Origin of the sequence: Bradyrhizobium shewense (assembly GCF_900094605.1) — a bacterium.
GTDB lineage: Bacteria > Pseudomonadota > Alphaproteobacteria > Rhizobiales > Xanthobacteraceae > Bradyrhizobium > Bradyrhizobium shewense.
Map to the genome: position 1 here is coordinate 371,705 of NZ_FMAI01000005.1, position 22,737 is coordinate 394,441.

The following is a 22,737-nucleotide window of genomic DNA, read 5'->3' on the forward strand; positions in this document are numbered from 1 at the left end:
CTGGACATATCGGCACTGTCAAACGACCGTTGCGTTGTCAGCGTTGCCTGGCCCGGTGAACAATTTCAGCGAGCGAGCGGCAGTGGGGGGCGCATGACTAGAATTCGGCTGACTGCTCAAGCGTCCCGGCTGCGGAGGTCACCGACACAATAGGCGCTTCAGCGACGCATCGCGTCGCCATTTCGCCGACGAGTTCGCCGCAGGTCGCATAGCGTACCTCCAAGGCGGAGCAAAAAGAGGTCAATAATAGGCCCCCCGTAATTCGGGCAATACGGAATCGTCGTCATGTCGCAAACGATCGGCTCAGATAGCGAGTGCACCGCGAATGAAGGGGCAGAGCACTGGTCAGATCCGAAACACAATCTTTCATCAGATGGCGACTTTGTTCGGTACTGGAGCCGAGCTGCCGATCGGTTGCGCGCGGTGGCCGCCGTCGGGAGGCGAACCGAAGAGGCGATCAAAAGGACCGGGACTGGCTTGCAGCTATCCTCCGAGAACTTTAACAATCACGACCTGTCAGATTTCCCGTTGCGACGCTGTACCCTCAATCGTGCGCAGCTCTACGGAGCAAAGTTGGATCGGGCAGACCTTTCTGGGGCGAATCTTATCTGTCCGGGGCTAGAAAGGGCAAGTTTCCTCGGGGCCAAGCTCGATTTTGCGTATATGCATGCGATTGCAGCGCAGGTCTGTAACTTCGATGATGCCAGTCTGCGCAATGTAATTGATGCAACAGGCAGCCTGTTTCACGGTTGCAGCATGAAAAGAACACGCTTTGACAACGCCATGCTCAGCGGGCTTCTCGCTTACCAATGCGACGCGAGTGATGCTGTATTTGATGGCGCGGAGCTACAGGGTTCGACCATCAATGAATGTTTCCTTCGTTCCGCTTCCTTCCGCTTTGCCAAGCTGAGCCAACTCACGATCACGAAATCACATCTGGCGTCTTGCTCGTTCTTCCAGTCAAAGGGGAACTGTTTATCGATTGTGCGTCCCACCTCGGTAGATGGTCTTGTCCTGGAAGGCGCTCATCTTCCGTATCTGAGACTCTCAAAGGTAAGCGGCCGCATTGCAGCGAGAGCCATGAGCGCACCATTTGCCGATATTCACTTGTCAGATCTTTCAAATGCGGAGCTTGAGCAGGCAGATTTGACCGAGGCGCGGCTTTTGTCCGTAAGCTTGTCCAACGCAAACCTCGTCGGTGCCGTGGTCAACGGTGCATCCATTCATTCCTGCCAGCTCGACGGAGCGGACCTGTCTCTGGCATCAGGCGAATGCATTTCGATAACAGAGAGCACAATGCGAGCCGCCAAATTATCGGGCTTTCGTGGCCGCTGTGCCTTTGTGCGCGACTGCGATCTCGAACGCGCAGACCTATCCAATGCTTATCTCTACAGGTCGATGATCACCGGTGATCCCCCGCAATCAATGGCACTGGATGAGGCAAATCTCGAAGGATCGAATATCGTTCAGGCATATCTCGCCGCAGGAATGACAAGAACCAATCTGGAGGCAACGCGGGCCGCGTACGTTCGCATGAACCAATCGTCCTTGCGCGAGGCGAACCTGAGTGGGATGTCGCTGTTCCAGGCCAGCTTCGTAAAGGTGGACTTTTCGGGCGCTAAGATAACCACATTCGAGCCACCATTCTTTGCAGACCGATGTCCGGGCCTACAGGACGCTCTGAAGGGGGATCAGCCACGCGAGCCATCAAGCTATCTGGCTGAATTCTCATCGTTGATCAGACGGGGTCGAGAAGGGTCCACCTGACGGCTTCGGAGACTGCAAAATAGAAGGGAATGCAGTGTCGGTGAGCTTAGGACAGCTCTGGACGGTCGTCCGGGCTGTGAGCGAGCGCTAAAGCGCTATGGGGCTCGTTGGCATTGCAAGCAGATACGAGAGGCAGGGCAGACCTTCTGCGCGATCCGACCAATCAGATCGCTCTTTTGGCGTTCAAAGAGACTGGAGTAGGAAAATGCATCTGGCATGTCTTTCCGCAGGTAAAGCGTTCATCCGGGAGGTGGCGAGAACAGGGCAGACAATCGGGACGGTACATACTCTCGGCGCCCTGCATCTTGGGCATGCAGAACTGATCAGAAGGGCGGCATTGGAGAATGACGTCGCGATCGTCACAGTCTACCCGAACAAGATCCAGCTTAGACCAGGTGGGAGCTACGATTTCAATTTGGACGAAGATATTGGACTTGCATTGCGTTCGGGAGCAACTGCCGTGATTTCCTCCAACGACACCGAAATGTTCCCGCCTGGCTATCGAACCTTTGTATCGCAAGGCAACTGTCATTTGCGCTTAGGGGGGCGTGATGCGTATTTGAAGGAAGCCGTTACCGGGGCAGTCCGCTGGATCTGCTATGCAAGGCCAACTCGCAGCTACTTCGGCCTGAAAGATATCGGTCAGGCGATCCTGGTGAAGCGCGCCGTCGCAGACCTCCTTCTGGATTGCGAGATAAGGTTTGTGCCGACCGTGAGATACAAGAACGGAGTGCCCATTTCGTCGCGTTTGAGGCGATTTAGCCGTTCCGAGCTTGATGAGCTGTCTTGCCTTTTCACGGCACTCAACCATTCGAGGAAAGAGATCGCCCAAGGGGTATCTAGGGTGAAGGATCTGGTCGCGTCGGCCACATCTCAGATCAAGTTCCGCCACTTTAAACTCGATTTTGTTCGAATCGTCGGCGCTGACAACTTCGAAGACCTAGAGCAAGTCAAGCTCCCTTTCATAATTTTTGGAGCGGCAACGGCTCATGGTCTCAGGATCTTCGATAATATCTACGTTCCAGATCAGGATACTCTCATGAAGGGTCCTTCGGATATCTGGGTCGATCTGCCTGAACAGCCCTAGCCAGACGATTATTCATCCATGACCTTGAGAAAGCTATCCGCTCCGGCCGTATCCCAAGGCGAGGGTCACCTTATGAAGGTGTACTCGGCTTGATGTTGCCTCCAGCGCATAGCCATCTCTAACCAGCGCTGAGAGCTCTTGAGTAGATCAACTAGGAAAGTCAATGCGATCCTTACTGCCCGACATGGTAGGGCGAGGTTAGCTGCACTGTGAGGTAGCCTGGTCGAGCGGCCCGTCGCAGCCAAGCGCTGCGGCAGCTCGAATCGATGAACCGCGCCACACCGTAAACTCTCGAGAGCAAAATCTGCAGAGATGATCATGACAAGGCGATCGGAAGATTATAGGGCTGAGGATTCGTGTGTTATCCCGCTGAGCAAGCTTGATGTAAGCGAGGGCAAGCGCTTTCAAGACGACAGCATGTGGGTTTGTTTTGAGAGGTTGCGAAAGGAAGATCCCGTTCACTACTGTCAAGACAGCGCTCATGGTCCGTATTGGTCCGTAACGAAATACCGGGATATCGTAGCCGTAGACACAAACCACAAAGCATTCTCGTCAGAAGACGGTGTCACTATCGTCGACGTGCCTGGCGAGCACTGGACCCCGAGTTTCATCAAGATGGGGCCTCCCAAGCACGCCGAGCAGCGCAATACCGTCAGCCCGATCGTCGGACCGGAAAGCTTGACGAAGCTCGAAAGCTTGATCCGGTCTCGGGTCAGGGCGATTCTCGCGCGCTTGCCGCGCAACGAGGCCTTCAACTGGGTGGACATGGTCTCCATAGAGTTGACGACGCAAATGCTCGCCACGCTGTTCGACTTTCCATTTGAGGATCGGCGACTGCTGACCTATTGGTCAGACGTCGCTGTTACAGCTCCGAGAGCAGACCATGCAATCGACAGCTGGGACAAGCGAAGCGCCATCTTGTCCGAGTGCCTGGACTATTTCACCCGGCTTTGGAACGAGCGCATCAATGCCGAGCCGCGCCTCGACCTGATTTCCCTGATGGCGCATTCGCCCGCCACACGGCAGATGGACCCGAGCGAGTTTCTCGGAAATCTGATTCTGCTGATCGTTGGGGGCAACGACACCACGCGCAACTCAATCACCGGCGGCCTCCTGTTCATGGGTCAGTACCCCTCCGAGCTGCGAAAGCTAATTGACAAACCCAAGCTGATCTCAAGTGCCGTGTCCGAGATTATTCGGTACCAGACGCCAATCGCACATATGCGCCGAACCGCCGCGATCGACAGCATCGTAGGCGGAAAACAGATCAGGAAAGGCGACAAGGTCGTCATGTGGTACATCTCCGGTAACAGGGACGAAGAGATCATTGAGAACGCCAACAATTTCGTGATCGATCGCAAGAATGTGAGGCAGCATCTCTCGTTCGGATTCGGCATCCATCGCTGTCTTGGTCGACATCTTGCGGAGCTGCAGCTGAGGGTCCTCTGGGAGGAGATTTTGGATGCGGAATTGTGGTTCGAGGTCGTCGGCGAACCCGAGCGGATTGCGTCTAACTTCGTGCACGGCTATTCCGCTCTCCCCGTGCGGATTGCAGCCTAGGCCCAAATTACTCTGCTCACGCAGACGGCAGGCGGCGGAGCGGGCTTGTCCTGAACCATCTTTGATTTCTACAAGCAGCGCAGCTGGGGTGATCGACGGGAAACAATGCTGCATGTCGGAAGCTTACCGGCCCGGCAGACGCTTGGAAGGGCCTGCGAGAAGCGATAGGTGAGGCGCGCGTCTCGACGCGCAAGCGCTTGGCATGCCGAAAATTGAACCTCAACGGCTACTCCGATGCAGGTCTCCGGGCCACCTCGAATAGTTGAAACAATAGAGGCCAATGACCTTGATGTTGAAAATTGTAGCTGTGGCAGCGATTTTCCTTGGAGAAGCTCTTTCGATATTCGCCGAGTTGATTGCCTCAAGGCAATTCGGAAAGGCCGGTGGCGATCTGGCGATGCTTTGGCCGATGTTTCTCCTGGTGAGCTTGGGTGGCATCCTCCTCGTTTTCGGATACGCGCTGGGCTACATGTATCTGAAGAATATCTGGATCATTGTCGCGATATCGGTGGGAGCGATCCTGGTCGTGGAACCGATACTCGCCGTTCTGCTCTTTAGAGACGTGCCGACAGCCGGTTCACTGATTGGGCTGATTCTCGGTGGGTTTGGTGCGCTCGCTGCCATATTTCTATGAAGGTGATCTCACCGGGCCCGGATGGGCGCCGCACATTTGCGAAATGCAGGCTGAGGATCTGCGGAAGGTCGATTCAGCCGGTTCGGACGAGGAAAAATATCGATGCTGATCGACCTTCAGCATCTCGTCATCGGTGTACGGCCGTTAGATTGTTAAGCTCTTATGACAAAGTCCCCTTACCGTTAGCAGGGACGCGTGTGGCGAGCGTAGGTCTGCCAATCATAAGCCGGCCATTGCTGCTTGACCATAAGTCGCCGATTAGGCCGCGAGTGTTCTCTCGGCTACCTACTAACGTTTGGGGACGACTTGACTCGGTCGGCGTGGACGGAGCCATCGGCAGACGGGCAAGACTCGTACCGGATCGCGTCGAGGCCAGGGCACTTCAGCCGCGGTCACGTCTCGGCTGCTTACACCGACGCAGTTACCCGCATCGCTCTCTTCAGCAACATGGAGCTCCGACGGAAATGAAACTTGGTGACATCGGCTTTCTTGTGCATCCGCAAGAACGCTTTTAGTCAGCTAGTCGTCAGGCACGCGGCCTATCCAGACGGGCTGCACATTCGCGACTTTTACGGAGACGAAGCATGACGGGGATTGGCCGAGCTGGCACATCGGAGGGGTGGGCCGCAGGAGGCGACAGCACCGGGGACGTAAGCCGTTCGAGCCTGGAGCCCAGGCCTTTACCGGGAGGACGCAATCAATCCTTCGATGCCGTGATGGAGCGGATGCGCTCTGGGCCTCAAGACAGAACCGCGGCGCTTGGCAACCCAACGTCGGATGGGGCGCCGCCAACGCGGGACGAGATCAAGGCAGCAAGGCAAAAAATGACCAGCCTGCTTGAGGAGCTTGAAACGAGCCGCCGAGCGGCCACGCGCGCCCAGAACTTGGAAGAGGCGCAAGAGCTGATCGATCAAGTCGTTAAAGCAGGCTCAACTGTTCTGGAGTACTACGCGGATCTGCCTGCCAACTTGGCGCGTCGCATTCTGCCCGACGATCGGGCTCGCCGGCTCCGCGATGACACGGTGGACGCGGCCGATGAATGTAACATAGTGGCCACCAAGATTGTCTACGAGCTGGAGAAGAAAAGAAAGGAAGCATTAGGCTGGCTCGAGAGGATCAAAAGCACCGGTACGCCCGCCCAGGTGAGCGGCGCGTTTAAAAGCGTGGCGAACCACTATGCAGCCTGCATGGATTGGTGGGGAAAGAAGGTGTTGCGCTTCGAGCGGATACAGTCTGCCTGTGCGGCTACTGCCAGCTTGCCAAGCAGCACGCCCGAGATGCGCAAGGCCGAAGAGGCCGCACTAAGACTGCATACCGGCTGGGCTCTCAATACGAAGTGCATGTATCTGCAAGCGCGGATTGCTCTCGCGGAGCTCTTGATTGACTCGCGAGCAAGCACGCTCGACCCAGACGTGCGCGATGCCCTGATGGACGAGACCGGGCGGGTGCGTCAGCTCGGGACTTTCATCGGGGATGTTTTTCCGGCATTCGTCTCCACGTCCGACGCCGTTCTGAACCGCAATGGAGCAGTGCTCGACGCGGAGCATCGCTCCGTTCTGGAAGGAGTCATGGAGCGGCTTTCGGAATTTGCATCCGGGCTGAGCGGCATCGTTACCAGCCTGAGGCAGGTCGGAACGGGAGCTGAAGTTCCCCTGCAGTTGCTGGACGAGATCGTGGAAGGGGCGTGGGTGACCGCAAACGAGGTCATGCGGCTGCTGGCATTGCAGCCAACTACGCCAGCCACGATTGAACCGCCGGCTTGGGCTGAGCTGCCGGAAAATACTGCCGGGGTGAGCCACGGCAATTCAGGTCGCAGAAAAGGAAAAGGAAAAGCAAAAGGAAGGCGCGCAGCGCCTGCAGGCGAGGGGAGTTCAACGGCCAGCTCATCCGAGCCGCAAGTCGCGAGGCCCGATACCGCTACGGCTCCGACGCGCAAGGTTATCGTGCGCTCAGATCTCGGTACCAAGAAGCTCGCCACCACGGAGGAAGCACGTTCCTCATCCGCTGCAACCGAGCACCTCCAGATGTGGCAGGCGCCGCCGTCCAAAGAAGCCCTGGCGGGATTACTTGAGCGATTGGATAAGCTGCTGCAGTTCGATCTGCCGGCTCAGCAGAGGGCGGTCTCGCAGGCGCGCCAGATGAAGCCCGAGGACGCCGAACACGTCTTGGATCGGGTTATTACGCGCTTGCAGACGCAGGCCGACGAAATTGATGCCTGTGTAATCGCGCTGCAGGAGCCTCGCCGACGTGGCCTGCTCACGCCTTCGCAAGTTCCCGAAGTGCACGACAAAATAGTCCGACTCAACGGGATATTGTCCGAGCTGCAGGGACAGGCAAAATCATTGAAAGCGCAGAAGACAGCGATCACGAGCGATTGCATGAAGACCTACCCGTTTCCATCCCAAAAGTACCTCGAACAGTTGCGCGCGACGGGGGAACTGGAGTCAGTGGATCCGCCGCGCGCCTTGAAGGGAGAGCCAGGGAAGCTATTCGAGATCAAGCTGCAGCCCAAGGCGCTGCGCAGCGGCGCGATGCCACGGCCGATGTGGGTGCACATCCATACCGAGCAGTTGGTTTATGCCTCGCAATTGGCAGCGCTGGGCGATCGCGAATTCGCCGCATGCCACGTGAAGTCCGACGAACAGCGCGGATACAATCAGCATTGGCAGAACGCTCGAGCCGCCGAGGGTCACGAGAATGTCGTGATCCACCGCGGCAAGCTCACTCCTGTGTTCTGTCGGTCCTTGTTGAGCACCGCCGCTGGCCGGCCGTGGCAGCCGCTTCCCGATCCGGAGCACGTTTCAGCGCAGATGGCTCGACTGGGGATCTAGTGAGCTGGTTGCCTTGCGGCGGTGAGCCGTTCGGTGGCAGCGTTCATGCCTCCAGACCGGCGCGGCGGATTTCCTGAGCAGCGCCGAGCCCATCTTACAAAAGGCACGTGGCGAACATCGGCACCCATGCGAGAAGTTAGGCCGCTGAGTATTGCAGATGGAAAACATGTACCTGATACTGGCGGCAATCCGCCCGGATGTAACAGTGCTGTCGCCTGTTTGCCCGCGGCAAACTGGGCGCGCAAACCCTCGGCGGAGCTTCAACGGATTACGGATGGTTCGGTGGCACGGGAGCTGAGCATCATGGCCGCTTTGACGGATCAAGCCGGGCGGTGCACAACAACGCCGCCTGTTTGCTACTTTTGCATAAGGCTACCACGGTCCCAGCATCAAGCCTCCTAGGCCCCCAAAGATGCTGGGGCTCGTCGTTCTTCCTTGAGCGTCTCTGCAGCCCAGGCGAACAAGACAATGGTAAGCGATCTTCGCAGTCTTCTCACTCGCTGATGAACATCGCGCGCCCAAGTGTGACGCAGGCGCGTTCGGGAGGCGCATGTGCGGGACCATGCAAACCGACTGTCGTCTTGCTCGGACGATACAAGCCGGAAAAACGCTGTACTCGAGTGCTCCCAGACATGCATCGACCACTCCGCGGCGCGTCCCGCGTTCGATCATGAAGCAGATTGCAGGTTCCGAGCGGGCTAACATTGAGCCGTACGGTGATGTCCGGCCTTATCCATTCCCTAGATAGATCTGATCAAGAAAATCAATTTTACCGCTTACAGCGTCGTCATATAGACCCGAGGACGGTTGGGGCCAACCTAGGGAAGCGATTTCTCGGATGAAAAAGTCTGTGTTAGTGACGGCGAGCGCCCTCGCGCTTGCAACTGCGGCGGCTCCTTTTGCTGCAAAAGTTGCCGCGCAACCGGTTGCCGGCAGGGTGGAGGTAGCCGATACATCATATCCTCAGTGCGCGGACGAGCCGTTGGATGGTATCTGCGACCTGTTCTTTTGTTTGACCGATCCCTCGTGCGTGCGACACTGAGGACCGAAAACAAGTCAAGCAGAGAACGAGGATTGAGCCTCGTGCGGCCGCTTGCTCCGACAGCGGCCGCGTCCTCATGGCGTACGGTTAAACTGGCAGATGGTGCAAGCGGCGCCATCTCAATTCTCTTAAGATGATCAAAGCGATTGCTCACTTTCAGCCAGTCTGTGATTACCGCCGCGCGCAGCCGCCGCATCGGCGTAGGTTGGGTAAACGGGAAAAGTCGTTTAGATCGCGACGCTGTGTTCCGATGCGAGCCACAGCTCGATCTAAAACTGTCGAATTTCTATTGCTTTTCCCTGCACGCCCATAGCGCCCTTCGATTCAATGGTTCGCATTTCGGACGCCATGGATGTCCATTGTTCCCGCTATGCCTAGGGTAGCCGTCGTGGCGTGACGACGTTTCGTTTATGGTTGGGTGTGAAATTGAGTGGCGCCGTCTCCGGCATCATGAGCATGGCAAAGAGCCCGGCCGCGCTAGCGAAAAGCATGTACCAGGCGGGCACGAGTGCACTCCCGGTAAGGTGGATCAGCCAGGTGACGATCGGTTGAGCTGTGCCTCCGAAAATCGCTATCGCAAAAGCGTAAATCGTCGCGAAGGCGCCGCCACGAATGTTCCTGGGCAAACCTTCGGCCATGCTCACGTAGAAGGCGCTATACGGAATCGTTCCGATCAGGGTGAGGGCGCCGAGACCTCCTAGAAGTGCGAAGGCACTGCGGCTCTCTGCAATCCACAAGAATACCGGATAGGTCATCAGCAATGCAGTGACCTGCGGCCATATCATGATGCGACGACGGCCTGCGCTGTCGGCGAGCAGGCCGCCCAGCAGTGCTGCAGCGATTCCGACCACATTGCTGATGAGCGTGGTAGCAAAGGCGAGCGGCGCGGAAACGTGGAGGGTGTTCATCGCGTAGGTAGTCATATATCCCGTAACATAAGTAGTGATCGTGCAGCTGGCCAAGATGACAAATCCCAAGCTCATGATGCGGCGATCGGCACGCGATTGGCCTGCAGGCTGGGTGACCAGAACGTGCGCCTCGGGCCGGTGCAACGTTTCGGGTAAGACGCTCCGCAACCAAAGTCCAAACGGCAACGTAGCGGCGCCGAGCAACAGCGCGATCCGCCATCCGTACGCATTGAGCGCTTCGCTTGTCATGGTGAGCGAGAGTATTTCTCCAACCAACGCTCCGGCCGTCGCAGCTATCTGTTGGCTCGCGGGCTGAAAGGAGACAGCAAGACCGCGCGCGTCAGCGGGGGCCGCTTCCATCAAGTAGGCCGTCGTCGGACCCACTTCACCTCCGAGAGCAAAGCCTTGCAGCAAGCGTGCGAAGACGACCAGTGACGGAGCGGCAAGTCCTATTGTCTCATACGATGGCGTGATAGCTAACAATAGGACCGCGGCACTCATCATGGTAAAGCTGGCAGTCATCGCGGGCCGTCGGCCGGCCCGATCCGAATACGAGCCGAGTACGATGGCCCCGATCGGTCTGGTCACAAAACCTGCGCCGAAGGTTGCGAGTGACAGCATGAGGCTAGCGAATGAGTCGGTTGCCGGGAAGAACGCTTGGCCGATCTGTATCGCGAAAAAGCTGTAGGTCCCGAAGTCGTAGAATTCGAGAATATTGCCGATGGTTGCGCCCAACATGGCGCGGCTCGTCAAGCGTTCGTCTGCGGGATCGAGGACCGGCTCCAGCCTCTCTCGAGTAGATTGCCTCGACATCCTCGACCCAATCTGAAGCGCAATCCCTGACCCAAACTTTTTGGCCAGCTAGGTCAAACTGTTGCATTCCACTTGCCCGAACTCGTCCCTCACGGCCATTGCGCCAGTCAACAGTAGGCTGAAGCGTGTCACGACGAAGCTCACCGTAACGTCTGCAATAAAGATGCCTGTCTTTGAGTCGCCGTTTAGCCCCTGATCTGACCGCTGGCCTGGCCGGCAAAGACAAATATGAGAAGCTGCTGAGTTCGTCGGATGGCTGCAGATTTTTGCGCTGCTGTGGCGAGTGTGCGACAAAATTGACGGGCGCCGCACACGACTGACGACGATTCGAGCCATTCCGCCTCGGCCAGGTTGCGTCCGGTCCCTAAGGAGCCAATGGGCTAGGCTCTTCATCGCCAAGGCGCTTGCCGCCGCTCAGCGTGCCTGCGGCGGTTTCTCTCGCGCGTGCAAGATCACCATTTATAGGTGCTCCGCCTACGGCCGCGGCCGGGTCGCCAGCGAGCGGGCGGCCCGTCTGCTCAGGGGCCGCCTCGCCGATCTCCGGCGCGAGGGCGTCCCCGGAACGGGGACAAGGCGCGGCGTATTCGGCCCCGAGGCCGACGATGCCAATCTCGAGTTGTTCGGTGAACGCTGCCAAAGTTTGGGGGGCGTACATCTTAGTCAACACTTGGGGAGCTGTTAACGCAAATCAGTGACGCCACACGTAGGAGCTACCGTTCGTGTGCCCGGACGGGCGAGCACGAATGCAGGTTACGTTTCTTCGCCAACGGACCGTTGGAACAGAATTCACTCGTGTCCTGAATAAGGAAAATCGTCGAAGTCGCCGCTGAAATGTCCGCTTTCTCTAAGCGCGCCCTGACACGAGCGCCATCTGCATGACGCAGGGCGTCAATAGCAGCCAGGACAAAGTTGGCCGTTCGTATTTGCTCATCTGAGGATGTAGCATTCCGCTCGACCGATGTAGTTCCGGACTGGCAGTCCGAGGTTGCATCATGGCGCGCAGGATCAGACGCACTGGGGACGTCACGGAGTCCCATTATACGCAGTGCCATCCGCAGTCCTGGCACCACCGGCACCGCCGCACCTGAATGATCGTCTCGGCTGCTTTGCGTCTGAGCGATTTCGTTCTTCATCCAATCAGGTGAGCAGTTCGCTCACGGTTGCCGGACCCTCACGTAGGTCGCGCTCTCTTCTGTTTTCGCGCTGGCGCGGCTACGGTTAGCGGCCATTGCATAGGCTCGAAGTGTAAGCCAGAACGACTGGTCGCGAGCAGAGATCGAAATGCACGTTCGGTGCAAGGCTGGATCTTGCCACGATCCGCATCGCCTGGACCTCCTAACCAGCTTTACCGCCAGATGAATGCGAGGCACGACGCAGACCTGCGCGCCCGACTGGGAGGTCAGGCGGAACGAGATTTGGCTCGGAGATGATCGCATCAGAAGTGGCAGATGCGGCCGCGGGTTTGTCTCCCTTCTTCGACCTTTGTCAGCTTCTCGAAAGCCAGCCTCTTTAACACTCAAACTTGGCCTCTCGATGACGAAGCCGCCCATGTCTGAATTCGTAACGAACTTCAGCTCACTCCCTGGGGAGATCTTCAAGAGGCCTTTGTTTCCATAATAGAAAGGAGAGCTTTATGGATCCGAACCCGATCGACAATCGTTCGCCAGAATCACCAACGGCGCACGTCTGGACACAAGAGGATCATGATTGTTCAGTCAGATCATGAATGAAGCGGGACCATCATCATCTGCCGCACCTGAGGAAGCGGGAGATGTCTCATTCGCCGCTCCCCAGAGATTCTCACACGGTTCGCAAATCGCGCCTGACTTCATGGTCGAGAGGCTGTTCCACCAGGGTCTCTTGCCTGACTCGGACCAGCCGACGATGACCTATGAAATTCGAGGTCACCGCTACACGGCCGGTTTGGATGGGTCCAATCGCGTTCTTCTTGTTCATAACCCTGCGGAGGACCAAGTGGTTGGGGTCGGCCGGGCGGGGGTACCGGACTTCGGAGCATTCTTCACGGAGCACCGGCGCTTCGGAACGCCGCTACCACAGCAATGGGCCACACCTGCACTGATGGACAAGCTGCGCGAAGAAGGTTTCATGCCGACCGCTAATAACCCCAGAACAATCCAGCTTAACGGACGCGCCTACAAAGCCGAATTAGCCGAAGGAGGGTTCGTTAAGCTTACGCGGGTATGAGACGCAACCCGACGGTGAAGCGATCGCGCGGGACTGGAGCCCTGCGGTCACTTCGGGTCTCGTGGATTGCTTGCGCCGCCAGTGGGTACGCATCATCGGACCCGCTGGTGGCCCACGATGCACGCTCATCCTGGCCACTTCGTCTGGGTGGTGCCGCACCTGTCATCCGGGCTGCAATATTGCCCCCCGTATTGCCTCATCTGAGGATGTTACTTTCGCTTGACCGATGTAGCTCCCGGCTGTCGACGAGTCCGAGGTTGCACCATAGCACGCAGGATCGGAGAATTGGGGGACGTCGCGGAATGCCCATTACGCGCGGCCAGCGTCGCACCTTTAGCCGTGCGCGGGATGATCGTCTCGGCTGCTTTGCGTCTGATCGATCCCAACAAGCGCTGCACGACGGTGGCTGCGGCGGGCCGAACTGTCCGAGATGTTGTTCAGCGAGGCGGAGACTTGCCAGCGCGCTCAGACGGGGCTTGGCGCCAAACAGCGCTCGATGTCGGCTGGGTTCGCGCAAATTGGGCAGCGAAACCGGTGACCGTGGAGGGCACTCGGAAGCGCCGTAGTCTTTGCCGGTGCGAGCCTACATAGACTTGGCGGACGCGGAGGTATTCTTTTGGATTTGGCAGCAAAGGTCGCCTAGCCGCAACCGACCGTCGCAAGTGGCGCAGTCGCTTTCCGTAGCAGTGGGATTGCGCGAGCGTATTTATCGGATGGGAGTCCTGTCAATTGGCCCTACCAGATCTGGGCGTTTTGCAAGCAGCACCTCCACCGTAGGGTCACGGTAGATCGCTTGCACATAGGCGTGTGCAGCCAGCTTCGAAACGCGGATAAGAGCGCATGACGAACATCAAGCTTAGCTACCAGTCCATTGCGGATGCACGCGCACAGCGAACCATCGCCGATCAAAACACGAGAGGGAGAACGCTGGCCCCGCGTCGTCGAGGTTTCCAGATGATACGAGGAATGAAGCCGATGGCGCGGATGGTCGTAGCAATAAGGCGCGCGCTCGCCATGTACGATCTCGACCGGTGCTGCGCAATCTGGTGGCTCTATCGTCTCCATTTCGGATTCACCCGCGACGTGATGTTGGGGCTCGCCGCGGTCACGGTTGCTCAGGAGAGATCCCGCTGCGGAATTTAGGAATCGTGGCGTCGAGCGCCTTCCATACGGGCTCGGCCGCGAACCTGCCGCAGGCTACCCGTTTGGCTAGCGAACAAAGGCGTTGCTCAACGCCAATCGCCTCAAGTCTCTCCCAGCCAACAGGCCGCAAATCACATCGTGTACCGGCGGCCTGCGCGGGGCACCGATGGTGCCTGCCAACGCGATCAGCAGCCCGCGAAGATCGGACTTGTGCTCGCACTTCACACCTAAAGTCGAAACTGTCGACGGATGATGCTGCTCATAGCCGAGTTGTGAGTGGCCGAACGGTGGCGCAAGCGATCGTCGAGGATTGCGACGATGAGCAAGGCGGCCGCTGCGCGACATGCCGCCCTTACTAAGAACCGATTGTCAGGTTTGAGACGGACGTCCAAAAGTCGACACTTACATGGCTTGGAAACGATTGGAGAACCGCCAATTTTCAAGCGGCACGCTGCTTGCTCTATCGAAAGCCAGCGGACGCAGTTCCCGCATGCCCGCTCTTTGAAGCCGAGTATGCATCTTCCGAATGCTTCCACTCACCGCACAAGTCCGGCTGGCTAACTTCAGGACAACTCCCATGAGAAATTCGCTTTTTCTCGCCGCGTCGCTATCCATGAGCTGTTTGATGGCCGCGGGACTGTCCCAGGCGCTAGCGCCTGCGAGCGGGGCTGAGGATCCTTTTCTTTGGCTTGAGGAAGTCGAAGGGCCGCGCGCATTGGCTTGGGCTCACACCGAGAACGGCAAGACACTCAGTGCGCTCCAATCTGACCCACGTTACCAGCGCTTCTACGGGGAAGCGCTCCGCGTTCTTCAGGCCAAGGACCGGATTCCGTACGTCTCATTGGGACGGCGCGGTCTCGATAATTTCTGGCAGGACGAGAACCAGGTGCGCGGCGTCTTGCGGCGTACGACCCTTGAAAGCTATCGAACCCAAAGCCCACGATGGGAGACCATTCTCGACGTGGATGCTCTGGCGCACGCCGAGAAAAAGAATTGGATTTATGAAGGGGCGAGCTGCCTTCCGTCCCAAGGGCGCCTTTGCTTGCTCCACCTTTCAGAAGGCGGAAAGGACGCTGTGTTCGTCCGCGAGTTCGACGCAGTCGCCAAAACCTTCGTCTCGAACGGCTTCGAACTTCCCGAGGGAAAACAGGAGGTCACTTGGGTAAACAGCGACACGGTCCTAATTGCACGAGATTGGGGCGACGGGACCATGACGCAAGCCGGTTACCCTTTCGTTGTCAAGGAGCTCAAGCGCGCTCAGTCGCTCGCGGAAGCACACGAGGTCTTCCGTGGCGAGCCGACCGACGTCGGGGTCACTCCATTCGTGCTGCGCGACAGTGAAGGCAGGATCCATGCGACCGGCGCCGTGCGCAGCATCAGTTCGTTCGAGCATGAGTATGTGCTCTTTGGGCCCGAGCCGATTAAGCTCAATCTGCCAAAGAAGGGGGCCATCGGCGGTATCGCGAGTGGTCGCCTGCTGGTGACGCTAAACGAAGACTGGATGCCACCGTCCGGAGACACCCCCTTCTCAGCCGGCTCGATCATCTCGTATGACCTGGCCGAATGGAAGCAGGATCCGCTGCACGCCAGACCCGCGCTCGTTTTCAAGCCTGGGCCTCGACAAGCGCTCAGCGGATTCACCGCCACAAGAAACGTTTTAATCCTAACGATTCTCGACAATGTTCAGAGTAAGGCGTTCGTCTACAAGTACCATCAGGGCGCCTGGCGGGCCACGCCGATCCCGCTTCCAGAGAATGCGAGTGTCGGTCTGACTGCCGCTTCGCATGAAACGGACGAGGCCATGTTCACCGTCTCCAGCTTTCTCAGCCCGACGATGCTCTGGTACTTCGACGCCGCAACCGAACGCCTTGAGACACTGAAGACGACACCTCCTAGGTTCGACGCCTCGAGACTTGTCGTCGAACAGTTCGAGGCAATCTCGCGCGATGGCACCCGCATTCCTTACTTTCTGCTACGACCAAAGAGCGCAAGGCTTGACGGATCAACTCCGACGCTTCTCTATGGGTATGGTGGGTTTCAGACTCCGCTCATCCCCTCTTACGCGGGCCTCACGGGACGACTCTGGCTCGAGCAGGGCAACGCGTATGTTGTCGCGAACCTGCGGGGCGGCGGTGAGTTCGGGCCCCAATGGCACCAGACTGCCCAAGGAGCAACGAAGCAGCGCACGTGGGATGATTTTATCGCCGTCGCGGAGGACTTGATCCGGCGCAAGATCACTTCTCCCCGCCGGCTGGGCGTAGTCGGCGGTAGCCAAGGAGGCCTGCTGGTAGGGACCGCAATCACCCAACAACCTGACCTCTTCAATGCGGCTATCTTACAGGTTCCGCTGCTCGACATGGTTCGGTTCACCAAGCTGGGCGCCGGAGCCTCCTGGATCGGCGAGTATGGCGATCCCACCATTCCTGCAGAGCGCAAGTGGCTCGAGGCCTACTCGCCCTATCAAAAGTTGGTGCCAGGCAAGACCTACCCGGCCCCCTTCATTCTCACCTCCACCACGGACGACCGTGTGCATCCAGCGCATGGCCGCAAGGCAGCGGCGAGGCTCGCTGCGTTGGGCCAACCGTATCTCTATTATGAGAATACCGACGGGGGGCATAGCGCCGCCGCCAACCTCATTGAACAGGCGCGCCGGATCTCTTTAGAATATACTTATGCATCCCGGCGGCTTGTTGATGAGTGATGTCGAGGACTAAAATACTTCAACGATGACGCTTGGCGGACGACGTTATCGGCAGCGGCGTCAGCAAGCCCGTCTTTGCTCATTCTCCGCAGACTATGGTATCTCCCTGGGGATTAATCCGAGCGATCAGCTACGCCCCCGCCTATCAGTCCGGGTAGGTCACTCAAGGCCGATTTCTCGTTGATACCCACGAGGCATTGCGTGTGAACAGCCCTCAGGGGCAAACCGGTGCGTTAGCCTCTCGATCCCGTGGCTAACTTCATTGGCAGTGCGGATGCGGATAGGGATAGCGCCTTTCTCATCAAGTCCCCTCGATAGGCGCCAAGTCGCATCCACGCTGCTTTCCAACTGTTGCTGACCGGCGTTATGTCGCTCAGTCGTGCGATGCTGTGTTTCTCTCGCATCTCAGTGCCGACAATTTAAGTGTGCAATCATCATTTGGCTCGCTTTTAGTCAATCATCCGGTTGAAGGCTTACTGGAATTCCACAAATGCACTCCGACAATCGACCGATACGCGGAGTGCGACGAACATGGCAGTACAATATGTACGGCGGAGCTATGGGCGGGCGCAAAGCACCTAATTCGCAATTGACGCCACAGGTGACCTGCCCTCTAACGGGGCGGAGTATCTACGATGGTATGGTCCGCAACCGACAATGTCTCACTGATGAGCAGCCTGAGGCCTGTCAGCTTGCGGTAAGCTATCACAGATACAGAGCCCTTTGGGGTTAACGGGATGTGGCAGGGACAGCGCTATTGCTCCAGTCGATCAGCGCCGAGTCACCTTTCCGCTAGTCTCAACGGCAGTGCGGATGTGGTAGGGACTAGTTGGCCTGGTTTCAGCCCCCGGGTCGGTGAGCACTGAGCCACGCCCGCACTGTTTTACATCTCGCTCTGACGCTATCTCGACAAGCTTCGCAGGTACTCTGAGGGCCACGTACTTCCATTTCTGCCGCGACGCGCGCAAATGAGTGGCGTTGCACACTACATACCGCGACGAGAGCCGCCTGAACCGCGAGTTCGGCCGCAAGCGCTTCGGCGATGAAGGCTATGCCATGAAGAGTTGGTCGTAGAGCTTGGCGCGGCCTTCCTGCCCGCCAATCTCGGCCTGACACTGGAGGTGAGGGAGGGGCACGCCTCCTATGTCCCCTCTTGGATCAAGGTGCTGAAGAACGACAAACGCGCGAACTTCAAGACCTCGTCCAACGCCCAGCGGGCGGCGGACTTCCTGTATCGGTTTCATGCTAAAAATTCCGCCGCGGCCTGAGCCGCGGCGCGCCTTGTTCTCCCTGAGAACCGGCATCGCGAGTAAGGGGCGACTTCGAATATCGGAGGAGTTGTGCGCCTTATCCACGGGCCAGGGTTGTGGGCTCTACTTGGCCGGTAGAGGTGAATCACCGAAGCATGGGTTGCAGCCACGCATCGAGCGGGGAGGGGCAGCATGGCTCGCAACGTCATCATCTTCTCAGACCCGCAAAAGCGGTGAAGAAGCTCCGCAAGGTATCGAGCGGCCAGAAGGAAATGCTCGTGCTGATTGATCCGCACGCACATGAGCGCGCGCGGCTCATGACGGCGAGGAGCCACCATTCGGTCTCACATCCGAGCGAAGGAGACACCGAACAGGCTGGGAGCTTGCCGCAGCGCGGAGCGACCGCTTGGCCAGTGTCGACTGGTCTTAGCTTGAGTGGTTTGCGTATGTCGCGAATGACGGCGCCGACGTCGGCAGGTGTACGGATAAGGATGGCAACCCCCAATGTCAGCGTTCGCTTACATCAGCAGATGTCGCCGTTCAGTGACAATCGGAATGTCGCCGTCCGTCAACATTCCAAAGTTGTCATCGATCGCCGACATGGGAGTCGAGCGCAACCACGAGCTCATTCATTCCGATATCGGCGCTCGCCGAACGGCTGCAATCCGGCACTCTTGAACCACTGAAAGATTATAACGACTGAATCGATCGTTGTTCAATGTCGGGCGCAATGTGGGGGCGAGTGTTGTAACAAGCTTACGAACAGAAACGTATAGTTGTAAGGAAGTGCCGCGCACCGGCGGTGGCGCGGGACAAGTGCAGCTCGTTTTTGCCAAGCATAGGCTATATATACGCTGAACGGGTTTTGGCTTGTATCAGCCCGCCGCGGCTAACCTGCGTGAGCAGGTGGTGCGCTGCAAGGGTGTCAGCCTTCATGCAGCTTGCGTCATCAAGCCTGCGGGGCAAATTGCCGGGCGACGCTCTAGAGCTGCGCGAGGAATGCATTCTAGGAAAAAATTGCGCACAAGAATGTAGAAGAGCACGGGGCGGCCGAGGAGCCTTTAGGTCTAGAAGGCTAGAAGGACAGATCTGTATTCATGCGTCAGCCCAAAATGGGTCTCTCGAGAGCGCGCCGTCGTTAGAGACCCATCGGCAAAGACCCGTAGCTCTCGTTTAAAGCCTAGAAACGTCTCTAATAAGATACTCGATCGTCGTGAGAGAGGCGGCAAACGTTCCATGCTCTTCATTAATATCTCAGCGACGGGCTGGTCGGAAGAGAAGCGTGCCACAAGAAAGCTTATCTGAACCGGCTGCACCCAGCCGATCGCCGCGATTGCGGTGAGGCGGGAGCCTTAGCGGAGGTCGCGCTGGTCGTGGCGTTGGGCGCACCGGCATCGCGTTCTCTTCAATTTGAGTAAAGCATATGCCACAGCTTCAAACAGACATCCGCCCATTGCGAATTCTGTCAGCTTCTTCTTCCCTCATCGCGGCGCTCTGCTCTTGGTTGCCCGACAGCGATCGCTTGGCTTGAGGATTACGCCTTGACTTCACTGGGATTTGGCGAGGGCAGACTGGATAGAGGGAGTTCTGCTCGATCGCTGTGGAGTTGCCGCGCACCTACACCGCCTCGCCGGAGAACAATGTGGGATCGGCAAATGTTGAACGCCGTTAAAACTGACTGCGCTATTACGGTCGGTCAACGATGAGGTCTGCGTGAGCCTCTCCCGGAACGAGACGAGCGCTCGCGTTGATGTCGGCTCGAAATTTCTGGAGGCTGCCAGCACAGGTGAGACGAGGTGCGATCGGCTGAAAGAAGTCGGCCGCAAAGCGCTTTCCAAATGCCTTGATGGCGGCGCGCCTCTGCATCACGCGGGCCTCCCAGAACGTCGATGATGTTGGCGGAAACGGTGTTCGTCACGGGAGCTATGCGAATGTATCGGTCGTACATTTTGCCTGCTACGGTCGCCCGCACAAACATGCCAAATCGCGCCCATAAGAGTCTCTCTGCCAGAAAAAGTAGCAGGAAAGCTGCGCCAAGGTTTGACAGACGTTCGAGAAACCTCTTTCCAGCGCTAGCCCGCTGAGTGACCCCGGCAATCTCCATTAACTAAGATCAAAGGTGCAATTCAGATCCTTTATTCTCTCGTGAACTTAACGGAAGCAAGAGGTCTCATGCGCTACCTTCTCATCGGAGTGCTCGCACTTCCCATCCTCGTCGGCTCAGGATCGAGTTCGACCGCTGGTTCGCGGGCGCATTCGTACACGTCACCGGTACGCCAGGACGTCTCTTGTCTGCAGGGACGCAGTTGGGGATATCCGGGCAATTGCCAGTTCTCGACCTATGGCCAGTGCAGGGCTACTGCATGAGGTAAATACGCCTATTGCGGCTTCAATCCGACCTACGCTTTCGAGCGGCAAGGAAGACAATCGCGCTGATGTGAATCAGGATTGCTGGTACGCCAAGCGGCGGATTTGAAACATTTGCCCGGACAGGCTCCTGTTGCCATTCGTTCGCCTCACCTTTTCTGCGCTCGCCTTTTCTCGGATGCCGGCCAGGCTCCGCGGATATCCAAAGCCCTGTGCTTCTCGGCCACAGACAAATGAGGAGTATAACATGCGTTCGAGGCAGTGGCTGAGCGGAGATGCATCAAGACAGCCCTCCAAGAAGCCGAAAATTATCAGGCGATACGACTTAACATTAGTGGGCCGGCTGCGGCTGTCGATTTGGCAGGCGGTCGTAAGCGGATTGGCAACGGGGCGCCCTGTGCGCTGAGCCAGCGCTGTGGTCGCCGCGGCGAGTACGTTCGTGGGCTCAAGTTGTTGACTGGCTAGGCGTCCCGCAGCTGCTGCTCTCTTGAGGGTTCTTGCATCTTCAACGCGGCGTGCAGGCGGGCCTTTTCAAGCCGTTGCCTGACTCCGCTAAGGCAACTAGCCAGCTTTGCAAAGTCCGTAACATCGAGATAACCAGAAACAAACTCATCGAGTTCTTCCTGCTGCGTCGCGATGCTCGCAAGTCGTCTGCGAGCGCTATCGGTTAGCGACAGGTTGACGATTCGTGCATCGTTCACGCAGCGCTTACGTCGTACAAATCGCTTATCCTCAAGCTGTTTCGAATGCTTCGTAATGAAGGCCGACTCAACCTTCATCAACTTTGCAACCACGTTTACCGGAACACCGTCGCCCTGTTCCAAGTCGATCAACGCCATCAAGATCATCATTTGAGGTGCAGCAAGGCCCAGCGCATGCGCCTGGAAATAGCGAAGGTCGTCCAGACACACATTAATGGCTCTGATCTCCCACGTGAATCGCCTGAGTACATCCTGACTCGCGGCAGAGCTCTTCCCGAGCCGTCTTTTCAATCCTGGCAGCTTGGACGGCATCAGATTTCAGGGAGCCTCCATCCTTAAACTATTCCGGGCGAGCAGAGCGCAGTTGCGGGGACTATATATGCGCATACTTTCGAAGCGTCGAATCTCGGGTCAATAAGCAATCCCACCAATGGCTTCCGTGCCAACCTTCTTTTGCAGATACGTCCGGTGCCGAAATGCAAAGCACCTTCACACACTCGCCCTGGTGAAATCACTCAAATACTACTTTCATATGCAGAATTCCGGCTTCATGAACTGCTTTTGCATGCGATTACAGCGTGCAACGCCCTGAACGTCGCGAGTCCGGCTCCATAAGCGACACTGCTCCGCCGCGCGATTGGACGGCGAGAATTTTTAGGTTGCCGAGAGCTGCTCCCGGAATCACTAGAGCAACGCGTACGGCGCGGAATCAACCTGCCGGAGCCGGCTCCAGGCTTCGAAAGCAGGAGCTGGAGATCGGCAATAGCTCCTTATTCCACGATAAGTCACAGCCTGGATCGAAAGACAAGTAATCGCAAGTCAGTTCTTCACCAGGTTGTACGTCACGGGCTGTGAAAATTCTGCAATGATCGTCTTGATATGTGTTTGGATGACTGCTGTGATTCATGAAGCGAGCGTTGTCAGCATTATACTCTACGACACCGTCATTAACTTTGAGGTCTCTCGGGTAGGCATGCTTATCAAGTAAAGCTTGAAATGTTGGAGCTAGAGTCTCGTATTGTTCGGGCGTCACCGCAATGTCAACAATCGGGTTGTGAATCCAAACTAACGCACCTTTAGGCAAGCGTTTGGCGGAGAAAAGGCCGATGCCGCCAAACTGGTCTGGCTTCAAAATAGTTTCAACGATCAACATCGAAGAAAGCTCCCAACTCACTAACACCCGGCAAGCTAGCTGACGTCAGGTGCGAAATCTCCTGCACGAATTGGTAGGGGCGTTTATAGCGCCTCTCACAACTTGGAGTTCCTCAGCGTTCGTTTCGGCGGCCTAGTGCGGATCGCCATCCGCGGCACCGCCATGGTGCTGGCGCTGGAGGGGCTGCAAATCAATGGGATTTCGAGCAAAATCCACGTTAATCGAGGCCGCGAGTTCATGCCGCGCGACCGTTCCTGTGGACCTATTAGCGCGGCGGCACGCTGGAATTTCTCGCGGCGCGGCGCCGCCGACAAGTCCTTCATCGAGGCTTTGAAGAGCCGCTTTCAGGCCGAATGCGTCAATGCCCACTGGTTCCTGGGCCTTGGGGCGCCCAGCACAAAATGGAGACATGGGCAGATATTGCAAAGAGCGCCCGGTTGGGAGATCGGCGGTAGACCGCCGGTCTGGCTGCACAATTGCCTCGGTGAAACAAACAAAGGGAGAGAGCTGTCCGCTCGACGAGGAGCCGGTAAACGATGATGTTCGCAGGTGCATCGGGGCCACATCGCTTATCC

General features: G+C 57.6%; 13 protein-coding genes and 1 pseudogene. 11 read left to right on the forward strand and 3 right to left on the reverse strand.

Features of this window, described 5'->3' with window-relative positions; translation table 11 throughout:
* The first annotated feature begins 285 nt into the window (after positions 1 to 285).
* From GA0061098_RS12725 to GA0061098_RS12745, 5 genes are all read left to right on the forward strand, one after another.
* Complete coding sequence (locus tag GA0061098_RS12725) at positions 286 to 1,767, forward strand: pentapeptide repeat-containing protein (RefSeq protein ID WP_091956618.1); 1,482 nt, start codon at positions 286 to 288, stop codon at positions 1,765 to 1,767.
* Positions 1,768 to 1,972: 205 nt separating this feature from the next.
* Positions 1,973 to 2,854, forward strand: coding sequence for a pantoate--beta-alanine ligase (locus GA0061098_RS12730; protein WP_091956619.1), 882 nt, complete (start codon positions 1,973 to 1,975; stop codon positions 2,852 to 2,854).
* A gap of 318 nt (positions 2,855 to 3,172) precedes the next feature.
* On the forward strand, positions 3,173 to 4,414 hold the full coding sequence (locus GA0061098_RS12735) for a cytochrome P450 (protein WP_091956665.1): 1,242 nt from the start codon (positions 3,173 to 3,175) through the stop codon (positions 4,412 to 4,414).
* A 280-nt stretch (positions 4,415 to 4,694) separates the two neighbouring features.
* On the forward strand, positions 4,695 to 5,048 hold the full coding sequence (locus tag GA0061098_RS12740) for a hypothetical protein (protein ID WP_091956620.1): 354 nt from the start codon (positions 4,695 to 4,697) through the stop codon (positions 5,046 to 5,048).
* A 584-nt stretch (positions 5,049 to 5,632) separates the two neighbouring features.
* The gene (locus GA0061098_RS12745; protein ID WP_091956621.1) at positions 5,633 to 7,879 is read left to right on the forward strand and encodes a hypothetical protein; all 2,247 of its coding nucleotides are present in this window, start codon (positions 5,633 to 5,635) and stop codon (positions 7,877 to 7,879) included.
* A 1,416-nt stretch (positions 7,880 to 9,295) separates the two neighbouring features.
* Here the strand turns inward: GA0061098_RS12745 and GA0061098_RS12755 are convergent.
* On the reverse strand, positions 9,296 to 10,642 hold the full coding sequence (locus tag GA0061098_RS12755) for an MFS transporter (RefSeq protein ID WP_091956623.1): 1,347 nt from the start codon (positions 10,640 to 10,642) through the stop codon (positions 9,296 to 9,298).
* Between the two features lie 1,707 nt (positions 10,643 to 12,349).
* Here GA0061098_RS12755 and GA0061098_RS12765 point away from each other — a divergent pair.
* The 5 genes and pseudogenes from GA0061098_RS12765 to GA0061098_RS12795 all read left to right on the forward strand — a co-directional run.
* Positions 12,350 to 12,847 (forward strand): hypothetical protein, encoded by a 498-nt coding sequence (locus GA0061098_RS12765; RefSeq protein ID WP_245323257.1) that lies wholly within the window; start codon positions 12,350 to 12,352, stop codon positions 12,845 to 12,847.
* An 840-nt stretch (positions 12,848 to 13,687) separates the two neighbouring features.
* Positions 13,688 to 13,990 carry a hypothetical protein gene (locus GA0061098_RS46060; protein WP_245323259.1) on the forward strand — a complete coding sequence of 101 codons (303 nt, stop codon included), beginning with the start codon at positions 13,688 to 13,690 and terminating at the stop codon, positions 13,988 to 13,990.
* Positions 13,991 to 14,567: 577 nt separating this feature from the next.
* Positions 14,568 to 16,691 carry a prolyl oligopeptidase family serine peptidase gene (locus GA0061098_RS12780; protein ID WP_091956667.1) on the forward strand — a complete coding sequence of 708 codons (2,124 nt, stop codon included), beginning with the start codon at positions 14,568 to 14,570 and terminating at the stop codon, positions 16,689 to 16,691.
* A gap of 1,064 nt (positions 16,692 to 17,755) precedes the next feature.
* Positions 17,756 to 17,959 carry a zincin-like metallopeptidase domain-containing protein gene (locus tag GA0061098_RS12785; protein ID WP_430649263.1) on the forward strand — a complete coding sequence of 68 codons (204 nt, stop codon included), beginning with the start codon at positions 17,756 to 17,758 and terminating at the stop codon, positions 17,957 to 17,959.
* Positions 17,960 to 20,113: 2,154 nt separating this feature from the next.
* Positions 20,114 to 20,305 (forward strand): annotated as a pseudogene (locus GA0061098_RS12795) (DUF3551 domain-containing protein); the annotation flags it as partial.
* Between the two features lie 464 nt (positions 20,306 to 20,769).
* Here the strand turns inward: GA0061098_RS12795 and GA0061098_RS12800 are convergent.
* Positions 20,770 to 21,321 carry a MarR family transcriptional regulator gene (locus tag GA0061098_RS12800; RefSeq protein WP_091956627.1) on the reverse strand — a complete coding sequence of 184 codons (552 nt, stop codon included), beginning with the start codon at positions 21,319 to 21,321 and terminating at the stop codon, positions 20,770 to 20,772.
* 397 nt (positions 21,322 to 21,718) lie between these two features.
* Positions 21,719 to 22,162, reverse strand: coding sequence for an SET domain-containing protein (locus GA0061098_RS12805; protein ID WP_091956668.1), 444 nt, complete (start codon positions 22,160 to 22,162; stop codon positions 21,719 to 21,721).
* A gap of 135 nt (positions 22,163 to 22,297) precedes the next feature.
* Here GA0061098_RS12805 and GA0061098_RS12810 point away from each other — a divergent pair, with 135 nt between their 5' ends.
* Positions 22,298 to 22,702, forward strand: coding sequence for a hypothetical protein (locus GA0061098_RS12810; RefSeq protein ID WP_129590843.1), 405 nt, complete (start codon positions 22,298 to 22,300; stop codon positions 22,700 to 22,702).
* The last annotated feature ends 35 nt before the right edge of the window (positions 22,703 to 22,737 follow it).

Excerpts from the sequence above, each read along its gene's own strand:
- GA0061098_RS12725 (WP_091956618.1), top strand. The coding sequence starts at position 286 with ATGTCGCAAACGATCGGCTCAGATAGCGAGTGCACCGCGAATGAAGGG.
- GA0061098_RS12730 (WP_091956619.1), top strand. The coding sequence starts at position 1,973 with ATGCATCTGGCATGTCTTTCCGCAGGTAAAGCGTTCATCCGGGAGGTG.
- GA0061098_RS12735 (WP_091956665.1), top strand. The coding sequence starts at position 3,173 with ATGACAAGGCGATCGGAAGATTATAGGGCTGAGGATTCGTGTGTTATC.
- GA0061098_RS12740 (WP_091956620.1), top strand. The coding sequence starts at position 4,695 with ATGACCTTGATGTTGAAAATTGTAGCTGTGGCAGCGATTTTCCTTGGA.
- GA0061098_RS12745 (WP_091956621.1), top strand. The coding sequence starts at position 5,633 with ATGACGGGGATTGGCCGAGCTGGCACATCGGAGGGGTGGGCCGCAGGA.
- GA0061098_RS12755 (WP_091956623.1), bottom strand. The coding sequence starts at position 10,642 with ATGTCGAGGCAATCTACTCGAGAGAGGCTGGAGCCGGTCCTCGATCCC.
- GA0061098_RS46060 (WP_245323259.1), top strand. The coding sequence starts at position 13,688 with ATGACGAACATCAAGCTTAGCTACCAGTCCATTGCGGATGCACGCGCA.
- GA0061098_RS12780 (WP_091956667.1), top strand. The coding sequence starts at position 14,568 with ATGAGAAATTCGCTTTTTCTCGCCGCGTCGCTATCCATGAGCTGTTTG.
- GA0061098_RS12800 (WP_091956627.1), bottom strand. The coding sequence starts at position 21,321 with ATGCCGTCCAAGCTGCCAGGATTGAAAAGACGGCTCGGGAAGAGCTCT.
- GA0061098_RS12805 (WP_091956668.1), bottom strand. The coding sequence starts at position 22,162 with ATGTTGATCGTTGAAACTATTTTGAAGCCAGACCAGTTTGGCGGCATC.